Genomic DNA, 9,033 nt, shown 5'->3' with positions numbered 1-9,033 from the left:
ACAACGGCGACGAGCCCGTCGTCTACCCGGTGCTGAAGCGTGCGACGCTTCTCGTCGAGGACGGCCAGCACGTCGAGGTCGGTCAGCCGCTCCAGGTCGGCACGCTCGACCCGAAGGAGATCATGCGCGTGCAGGGTGCCCGCGAGGTGCAGAAGTACCTCGTCGGCGGCGTGCAGGGCGTGTATCGCTCGCAGGGTGTGCCGATCCACGACAAGCACATCGAGGTCATCGTCCGCCAGATGCTGCGCAAGGTCACCGTGGTCGACCACGGCGAGACCGACCTGCTGCCCGGCGAGATGGTCGACCTGCGTCGCTACCAGGACATCAACCGTGCGGCCGTCGGCGAGGGCAAGCGTCCCGCCTCGGGTCGTCCGGAGCTGATGGGTATCACGAAGGCGTCGCTCGCGACGGAGTCGTGGCTGTCGGCCGCATCGTTCCAGGAGACGACACGCGTCCTCACCGAGGCCGCCATGCAGGGCAAGCGCGACCCGCTCGTCGGCCTCAAGGAGAACGTGATCATCGGAAAGCTGATCCCCGCCGGCACGGGCCTTGCGAAGTACCGCAACGTCACGGTCGAGGCGACGGAGGAGGCGAAGAGCGAGCGGTACCCCAACCGCATCTTCGCGTCCGACGGCGCGTTCGCGGAGGGCGACTACAGCTACGTCGACTTCGACGCGTTCTCGACGGACGACTTCACGCCCGGTACCTACAACTGAGCGTGACGCTGTGAAGAGGGCCCCAGCCGACAGGCTGGGGCCCTCTTGCGTTCTCCCCGCTCGTCGTGCGACGAGCAAGGTGGCCCGAGGGCGGCGAGGCTCCGCGCGAGCGCGGGGCACCCGCGCTACTCTCCGGGAGTCAGGGGAGAGACCCCGACGTGAGGAGTGCTTCGGATGAGTGACGCCAAGGGACCGAGCAGCGAGCCCCGCGACGGCGAGCCCATCGAGGGCACGGCCGCGCCGGCCGACGCCGACACCACCGCTGCAGCGAACGACGCCCCGGCCGTGGGCGACGCCGGCGAGTTCCCCGCCACGCGCCGCGAGGCGCGTGCCACCACGGGCGCGACCGACATCGTCGCGACCCCCGAGGACGACGCCCCCGTGACCCGACCGGCGGACGATGAGCCCGAGGGTCGCCCCGCGACGGACGACCGCACCGCGGACGATCGTCCCGCGCAGCCGGCGGCCGAGGAGCCCGACTACGCGGCCCTCGCGGCCGACCTCGACGCGCTCGAGAACCGCGGCGCGACCACGACCGTGACGACGCGCTCGGGTGAGCCCGAGAAGAAGGCCGACCCCTGGTTCGAGCCGGCCGACAAGACGCAGACCTTCACGGCCAGCGACGCGTACGACGCGCCGGCCGCGTCGTCCGCGGTCACGGCGAGCGAGCCCGTTACGCCCGAGCCCGCCGCTCCCGCCGCCGCGCCGCCGGCGCAGACGCCCATCTACGTGCAGGCGCCCGAGCCGCCGCGCATGAAGGGCAACCGGGGCGCCGCGGGTGCCATCGGCGTGCTCGCCGCGCTGGTCTTCGCCGTGCTGTACTTCGCCGCCCGTCTCGGCGTCGGCGCCCTGAACGGCGAGGTGTCGCTCGAGAACATCGCCGACTACTCGCTGCAGACCATCGCGTCGCTCGGCTTCTGGACGACCGTCGTCGTGTTCTTCCTCGGATTCTGGCTGCTGGGCGCGCTCGTGAACCGCGCACGCTGGGCGGCCTGGGTGCTGCTCGGCGTCTTCGTCGGCGTGATCGCGTACGCGGGTCACATCCTGGGGGCCCTCGTCGACGTGCCGTTCTGGCAGATGACCGCGCGCGAAGGCCTCGACGAGGCCGGCGCGCAGCTGCTGTCGCCGCTCGCGATCGCCGCCTTCGTGTTCGCGCGCGAGATCACGATCTGGTTCGGCGCGTGGGCCGCCCGCCGGGGCGCCCGGGTGACCGAGCGCAACGCCGCCGCGCAGGAGGAGTACGAGCGCACCCTCGAAGCAGGACCGTCGCTGGGCTGAGAGGTCATCGCGAACGCGCAGACATCGCCGGGAGCGCCCGGGAGGTTCCCTCCCGCGGCGCTCCTCGCGTTCGCGCTGGCGGGCGACGTCGCGCTCATGGTCTTCGGATCCGGCATGCTGAGCCTCGCCACGGACCGGGACGTGATCGCGACCCCGGGACTTCCCCCGGTCCCCGGTCCGCTCGCGTTCGGCGCGGCGGCGCTGGCGTTCGCCGGCGCGCTGTGGCCGGTGCTGAGGGCCGAGCGGCCGCGCTACACCGACGTGGTCCTCGTGTCCTTCGTCAGCGCGCTCGTGCACCTCGCGGCGCTGTGGGTGTTCGCCCTGCTGTTCGGCGTGAATGTCGCGACCGCGACCGCCGCGGTGGCGGAGACGGCGACGAGCTGGACCGTCGCGGTGGTCGCGGGCGCCGCCGCGGTCGCCGGATGGGCGGCCATCGCGGTGCGCCGCACCGCCGCGCATCGGCCGCAATGGCCGTGGGAGCGCGAGGAAGACGAGGAATAAGCGGCCTCGCCCCCTACTCTGGATGCGTGGAGCGGTCGCTCGAGACGCAGGTGAGCCAGGCGGTGGACGCCTGGCTGCGCTGGGTGCCGCGCTGGGAGCCGGCGACGCACCGCGGCAGGGTCGCCCCCTGCCGACGCTGTCTCGGCTCGCCGATCCTGTCCGCCGCGGGCCTCGGGTCGGATGTGCCGCACGGCGTGCAGCACGGCCTGTCGACGCGGATCAAGACGATCGTCGACCACGCGGTCGCCGACTACACCTCGCGCAACCTGCCCATGCTGCAGTCCGAGCTCGATCAGCAGGCCACCCGCAACCGTGCGCGCGGCTATCGCCCGTCCGAAGGACTCGCGCCGGAGTTCGAGGGGCTGCCGCTGGATCCCGATCCGGTCCCGGGTCAGCCGTTCCTCTTCACACTCTCCGGTCTGGCGAACGAGGAGGAGGCGCAGGTGCCGAGCCTGCCGCCGCTCACGGAGGAGGCGAAGGTCGCGCTGCGCCGCGAGGTGGGACTCGCGGACGAGTACGCAAACCTGATCGGCCGGGAGGTGTGCGGCATCCTGCTGCATCACCGGCTGCGCATCCACGCGGCGATCGTGCAGTACGTCGAGCCGCAGGTCGAGGCGATGCTGGCCGAGCTGTCGCAGGCGCTCGACGCCCCGTTCGATCCGCGCGACGCGGGCGACGGACTGGGCTTCTAGCGCTTGCACCGGGGGCGCGCGGAACCCGCCGCGACACGCCGAACACGCCCAGATGCGCTATCATGATTTGGTGTGCGTACACGCGCGCCCGCTTGCGTGCGCCGGGTCCGACACGATCAGGGATTGACCTGCGAACAGGTCACCCCCACGGCATACCCACCACATCAAACGTGCGGCACATTCTGCCGCCCGGGTGGGTCAACGTGAAACCCGCACCGTCACGCTGAGCAACACGAGCGCGACCACGCGGGGGAATCCACCGCTGTCACCGTGCAGCACAACAAGGAGAAAGCAACCAGTGCCTACTATTCAGCAGCTGGTTCGCAAGGGCCGGTCGCCCAAGGTCTCGAAGACCAAGGCGCCCGCCCTTAAGGCGAACCCGCAGCAGGCGGGTGTCTGCACCCGCGTGTACACGACCACGCCCAAGAAGCCGAACTCGGCCATGCGCAAGGTCGCCCGTGTGAAGCTCCGCAACGGCACCGAGGTCACCGCCTACATCCCCGGCGAGGGCCACAACCTGCAGGAGCACTCGCTCGTGCTCGTCCGCGGTGGTCGTGTGAAGGACCTCCCCGGCGTCCGCTACAAGATCGTCCGCGGTGCGCTCGACACCCAGGCCGTCAAGAACCGTAAGCAGGCTCGCAGCCGCTACGGCGCGAAGAAGGGCTGAGACTCATGCCTCGTAAGGGACCCGCCCCGAAGCGCCCCGTCGTCAACGACCCGGTCTACGGCGCTCCGATCGTCACGCAGCTCGTGAACAAGATCCTCGTCGACGGCAAGAAGTCGATCGCCGAGAACATCGTCTACACCGCCCTCCAGGGCGTCGAGGCGAAGAACGGCCAGGACGCCGTCGCGACGCTCAAGAAGGCGCTCGACAACGTCCGTCCGACCCTCGAGGTCCGCAGCCGCCGCGTCGGTGGCTCGACCTACCAGGTGCCGGTCGAGGTCAAGCCGCACCGCGCGAACACGCTCGCGCTGCGCTGGCTCGTCAGCTACGCCAAGGGCCGTCGTGAGAAGACGATGACCGAGCGTCTGATGAACGAGATCCTCGACGCCTCGAACGGCCTCGGTGCCGCGGTGAAGCGCCGTGAGGACACGCACAAGATGGCCGAGTCGAACAAGGCCTTCGCGCACTACCGCTGGTAATCAGCACCCGCATCCCTCCGGATGCGACCTGCCGGGCCCGGAGACGGGATCCGTCCCGGGCCCGGCACCACAGCTCTACTCCACACCACACGTTAGGAACCGCAAGTGGCACAGGAAGTGCTCACCGACCTCAAGAAGGTCCGCAACATCGGCATCATGGCGCACATCGATGCCGGTAAGACCACGACGACCGAGCGCATCCTGTTCTACACGGGTGTGAACCACAAGATCGGCGAGACGCACGATGGTGGCGCCACGACCGACTGGATGGAGCAGGAGCAGGAGCGTGGCATCACGATCACGTCCGCTGCTGTGACGTGCTTCTGGGACAAGAACCAGATCAACATCATCGACACCCCCGGCCACGTGGACTTCACGGTCGAGGTCGAGCGCTCGCTTCGCGTGCTCGACGGCGCCGTCGCCGTCTTCGACGGCAAGGAGGGCGTGGAGCCGCAGTCCGAGACGGTGTGGCGTCAGGCCGACAAGTACAACGTCCCCCGCATCTGCTTCGTCAACAAGATGGACAAGCTCGGCGCGGACTTCTACTTCACGGTCGACACGATCGTGAACCGCCTGAAGGCGAAGCCGCTCGTGATCCAGCTGCCGATCGGCGCGGAGAACGACTTCGTGGGTGTCATCGACCTCGTCGAGATGCGCGCGCTCGTGTGGCCCGGCGACGCCAAGGGCGACGTGACGATGGGCGCCAAGTACGAGATCACCGAGATCCCGGCCGACCTGGCCGACAAGGCCGCGGAGTACCGCGAGAAGCTGCTCGAGACGGTCGCCGAGACCGACGACGCGCTGCTCGAGAAGTACTTCGCGGGCGAGGAGCTGACGGTCGCCGAGATCAAGGCGGGCATCCGCAAGCTCACGATCGCCAGCGAGGTCTACCCCGTGCTGTGCGGTTCGGCGTTCAAGAACCGCGGCGTGCAGCCGATGCTCGACGCCGTGATCGACTACCTCCCGGCGCCGATCGACGTGCCCGCCATCGAGGCGCACGACCCGAAGAACGAAGAGACCATCATCGAGCGTCACGCCGACCGCGACGAGCCGTTCACGGCGCTCGCGTTCAAGGTCGTCACGCACCCCTTCTTCGGTCGCCTGACCTACATCCGCGTGTACTCGGGTCACCTCGACTCCGGCTCGCAGGTCGTCAACTCGACCAAGGGCAAGAAGGAGCGCATCGGAAAGATCTTCCAGATGCACGCCAACAAGGAGAACCCGGTCGACTCGGTCACCGCCGGTCACATCTACGCGGTCATCGGCCTCAAGGACACGACCACGGGCGACACCCTCTCGGACGCCGACCACCAGGTCGTGCTCGAGTCGATGACGTTCCCGGAGCCGGTCATCGAGGTCGCGATCGAGCCCAAGACCAAGGCCGACCAGGAGAAGCTGGGTCTCGCGATCCAGAAGCTCGCGGAAGAGGACCCGACGTTCCGCGTCGAGAACAACGCCGAGACCGGTCAGACCGTCGTCAAGGGCATGGGCGAGCTGCACCTCGACATCCTCGTGGACCGCATGAAGCGCGAGTTCAAGGTCGAGGCCAACGTCGGCAAGCCGCAGGTGGCCTACCGCGAGACGATCCGCAAGGCCGTCGAGCGCCACGACTACACGCACAAGAAGCAGACCGGTGGTTCGGGTCAGTTCGCGAAGATCCAGTTCGCGATCGAGCCCCTCGAGGTCACGGCCGACAAGACGTACGAGTTCGTGAACGAGGTCACCGGTGGCCGCATCCCGCGCGAGTACATCGAGCCCACCAACCAGGGCTTCCAGGACGCGATGAACACGGGCGTCCTCGCCGGATACCCCATGGTCGGCGTGAAGGCGACCCTGAAGGACGGCGCGTCGCACGACGTCGACTCGTCCGAGATGGCGTTCAAGATCGCCGGCTCGATGGGCTTCAAGGAGGCCATCCGCAAGGCGAACCCCGTGCTGCTCGAGCCGCTCATGGCCGTCGAGGTCCGTACTCCCGAGGAGTACATGGGCGACGTCATCGGCGACCTGAACTCGCGTCGCGGTCAGATGCAGTCGATGGAGGACGCGCAGGGCGTGAAGGTCATTAAGGCCCTCGTTCCGCTGTCCAGCATGTTCGGCTACATCGGCGACCTGCGGTCCAAGACGTCGGGTCGTGCTGTGTACTCCATGGAGTTCGACAGCTACTCCGAGGTCCCCAAGGCCGTGGCCGACGAGATCGTCCAGAAGGGCAAGGGCGAGTAATCGTCCGACCCTGACGGTCCGGGTGGGGGCGTCAAGCCCCCACCCCCCAAAACTTCACATCGACTCTCTCTATTAGACTGAGAACCATCCCCGGACAGAACCGGTCGCAATCCAGCGCCCGGCGATGCTCCATGAACCGTCCTGAGGAGGACCCAGTGGCTAAGGCCAAGTTCGAGCGCAACAAGCCGCACGTGAACATCGGAACGATCGGTCACGTCGACCACGGCAAGACGACGCTCACCGCGGCGATCTCGAAGGTGCTCGCCGACAAGTACCCGTCGGACGTCAACGTCGTGCGTGACTTCTCGTCGATCGACTCGGCTCCTGAGGAGCGTCAGCGCGGTATCACGATCAACATCTCGCACGTCGAGTACGAGACGCCGAAGCGCCACTACGCGCACGTCGACGCCCCGGGTCACGCTGACTACATCAAGAACATGATCACCGGTGCCGCCCAGATGGACGGCGCGATCCTCGTGGTCGCCGCGACCGATGGTCCGATGGCTCAGACCCGTGAGCACGTCCTGCTCGCCAAGCAGGTCGGCGTGCCCTACCTGCTCGTCGCCCTGAACAAGGCCGACATGGTGGACGACGAGGAGATCCTGGAGCTCGTCGAGCTCGAGGTCCGCGAGCTGCTCTCGTCGCAGGGCTTCCCCGGCGACGACGCTCCGGTCGTCCGCGTCTCGGGCCTGAAGGCTCTCGAGGGCGACGCCGAGTGGGGCGAGAAGATCGTCGAGCTCATGAACGCCGTCGACGAGTCGATCCCGGACCCGGTGCGCGACCGCGACAAGCCGTTCCTGATGCCGATCGAGGACGTCTTCACGATCACCGGTCGTGGAACCGTCGTCACGGGCCGCGCCGAGCGTGGCACGCTCGCCATCAACTCCGAGGTCGAGATCGTCGGCATCCGCCCGACGCAGAAGACCACGGTCACGGGTATCGAGATGTTCCACAAGCAGCTCGACGAGGCGTGGGCCGGCGAGAACTGCGGTCTCCTGCTCCGTGGTCTGAAGCGCGAAGAGGTCGAGCGCGGCCAGGTCGTCGTGAAGCCGGGTTCGGTCACGCCGCACACCAACTTCGAGGGCACCGCGTACATCCTGTCCAAGGACGAGGGTGGCCGCCACAACCCCTTCTACACGAACTACCGCCCGCAGTTCTACTTCCGCACCACGGACGTCACCGGCGTCATCTCGCTGCCCGAGGGCACCGAGATGGTCATGCCCGGTGACACCACGGACATGTCGGTGGAGCTCATCCAGCCCATCGCCATGGAAGAGGGCCTCGGCTTCGCGATCCGTGAGGGTGGCCGCACCGTCGGCGCCGGCACGGTGACCAAGATCGTCAAGTAAGTTCTTCTCAGAACTCACTAGGGAGTGGGTCGGATCTTCGGATCCGGCCCACTTTCGTTTTCGCGGGAGGATCGGGAGCGACATGAGCGACATCACGCTGGGACCGCGGCCGCCGCGCAGCTACGCGCGGCTGTGGATCGCCACGTTCCTGCTGCTGATCTACACGGCGTTCGTGCTCCTGATCACGATGTGGCCGAATCCGGGTCAGCTGGAGGTGGGCGGCATCTCGGAGCGCGTGCTGCGCGTCCTGTGGCGGCTCGGTGTGCCGGAGTGGTTCGACTTCGCGATGCTGGAGTTCACGGCGAACATCGCGATGTTCGTGCCCCTCGGCTCCCTGCTGGGTCTCGCGCTGCCGCGGCGGGGCTGGTGGCTCGCGCTCTTCCTGCTGCCGGCGTTCTCGGGCTTCATCGAGGTGACGCAGGGGACCCTGTTGCCGGAGAGATTCTCGACGGTCTCCGACGTCGTCGCCAACACGGCCGGCGGCTACGTCGGACTGCTGCTCGCGACGATCATGCGCGCGCTGCTCCATGCGCGCGATCAGCGGGTCATCGAGCGCGAGATCTGGGAGCGCAACGCCGCCTATCTGCGCGCACGCGCCGAGCTGCGCGCGCGCAACCAGGCAGAGCCGGCCGACCTTGCCACGCAGGTGCTGGAGCCCGGATTCTGGACGGATCCGCGCGGCGAGGCGCCGACCCTGCGGCTGCCCATCGGCCGCTGACGCGGTTGCGGCGTCAGCGACCCATGCCGGTGTAGGTCCAGCCCGCCGCGCGCCACGTCGTGGAATCAGAGGAGGTCCTCCCGACCCGACCGTTGGAGCGTCCCGACGACGCTCTTCACGCGCTGGGCGTGCTCGCTCGTGGTCACGAGCAGGGCGTCCTCGGTGTCGACGACGATCAGGCCCTGGACGCCGACCACCGCGATGACGCGGCTGGTCTGCGAGACGACGAGTCCCGTGGACTCGTCCGCCAGCACCATCTCGTTGGGGCCGAGGATGGACATCTGATCCACCCGCCCGCCCGAGATGAGCTTGGCGAGGCTCGCGAAGTCGCCCACGTCGTCCCAGTCGAAGTGCCCCGGCACGACCGCGAGCCGCCCCTTCTCGGCGGCGGGCTCGGCGACGGCGTAGTCGATCGC

At 68.3% G+C, this 9,033-nt stretch carries 8 protein-coding genes and 2 pseudogenes; 9 read left to right on the top strand and 1 reads right to left on the bottom strand.

Features of this window, described 5'->3' with window-relative positions:
- From RIF89_RS08070 to RIF89_RS08030, 9 genes and pseudogenes are all read left to right on the top strand, one after another.
- Positions 1-716 (top strand): annotated as a pseudogene (locus RIF89_RS08070) (DNA-directed RNA polymerase subunit beta'); the annotation flags it as partial.
- Positions 717-890: 174 nt separating this feature from the next.
- Positions 891-1,994: a CvpA family protein gene (locus RIF89_RS08065; protein WP_309068609.1), complete on the top strand. Its 1,104-nt coding sequence runs from the start codon at positions 891-893 to the stop codon at positions 1,992-1,994.
- A 114-nt stretch (positions 1,995-2,108) separates the two neighbouring features.
- Positions 2,109-2,495, top strand: a complete 387-nt coding sequence (locus tag RIF89_RS08060) for a hypothetical protein (protein ID WP_309068608.1) — start codon at positions 2,109-2,111, stop codon at positions 2,493-2,495.
- A gap of 26 nt (positions 2,496-2,521) precedes the next feature.
- Positions 2,522-3,187: a spermidine/putrescine ABC transporter substrate-binding protein gene (locus RIF89_RS08055; RefSeq protein WP_309068607.1), complete on the top strand. Its 666-nt coding sequence runs from the start codon at positions 2,522-2,524 to the stop codon at positions 3,185-3,187.
- 298 nt (positions 3,188-3,485) lie between these two features.
- Positions 3,486-3,854 carry a 30S ribosomal protein S12 gene (rpsL, locus tag RIF89_RS08050; RefSeq protein WP_018171438.1) on the top strand — a complete coding sequence of 123 codons (369 nt, stop codon included), beginning with the start codon at positions 3,486-3,488 and terminating at the stop codon, positions 3,852-3,854.
- Between the two features lie 5 nt (positions 3,855-3,859).
- The gene (gene rpsG / locus RIF89_RS08045; RefSeq protein ID WP_055992108.1) at positions 3,860-4,330 is read left to right on the top strand and encodes a 30S ribosomal protein S7; all 471 of its coding nucleotides are present in this window, start codon (positions 3,860-3,862) and stop codon (positions 4,328-4,330) included.
- A 105-nt stretch (positions 4,331-4,435) separates the two neighbouring features.
- Positions 4,436-6,550, top strand: coding sequence for an elongation factor G (fusA, locus tag RIF89_RS08040; protein WP_309068606.1), 2,115 nt, complete (start codon positions 4,436-4,438; stop codon positions 6,548-6,550).
- Positions 6,551-6,705: 155 nt separating this feature from the next.
- Positions 6,706-7,899: an elongation factor Tu gene (gene tuf, locus RIF89_RS08035; protein WP_309068605.1), complete on the top strand. Its 1,194-nt coding sequence runs from the start codon at positions 6,706-6,708 to the stop codon at positions 7,897-7,899.
- A gap of 82 nt (positions 7,900-7,981) precedes the next feature.
- Positions 7,982-8,617 carry a VanZ family protein gene (locus RIF89_RS08030; RefSeq protein ID WP_309068604.1) on the top strand — a complete coding sequence of 212 codons (636 nt, stop codon included), beginning with the start codon at positions 7,982-7,984 and terminating at the stop codon, positions 8,615-8,617.
- Positions 8,618-8,682: 65 nt separating this feature from the next.
- Here the strand turns inward: RIF89_RS08030 and RIF89_RS08025 are convergent.
- Positions 8,683-9,033, bottom strand: a pseudogene (locus RIF89_RS08025) (mannose-1-phosphate guanylyltransferase); the annotation flags it as partial.

The organism is Microbacterium sp. (genome assembly GCF_031178525.1).
GTDB lineage: Bacteria > Actinomycetota > Actinomycetes > Actinomycetales > Microbacteriaceae > Microbacterium.
Note: the sequence above shows the minus strand (reverse complement) of the source record. Positions and strands in the feature narration are given on the sequence as shown.

What these genes read in the sequence shown, in the direction of transcription:
- RIF89_RS08065 (WP_309068609.1), top strand. Translation starts at nt 891, where the DNA reads ATGAGTGACGCCAAGGGACCGAGCAGCGAGCCCCGCGACGGCGAGCCC.
- RIF89_RS08060 (WP_309068608.1), top strand. Translation starts at nt 2,109, where the DNA reads ATGCTGAGCCTCGCCACGGACCGGGACGTGATCGCGACCCCGGGACTT.
- rpsG (WP_055992108.1), top strand. Translation starts at nt 3,860, where the DNA reads ATGCCTCGTAAGGGACCCGCCCCGAAGCGCCCCGTCGTCAACGACCCG.
- RIF89_RS08030 (WP_309068604.1), top strand. Translation starts at nt 7,982, where the DNA reads ATGAGCGACATCACGCTGGGACCGCGGCCGCCGCGCAGCTACGCGCGG.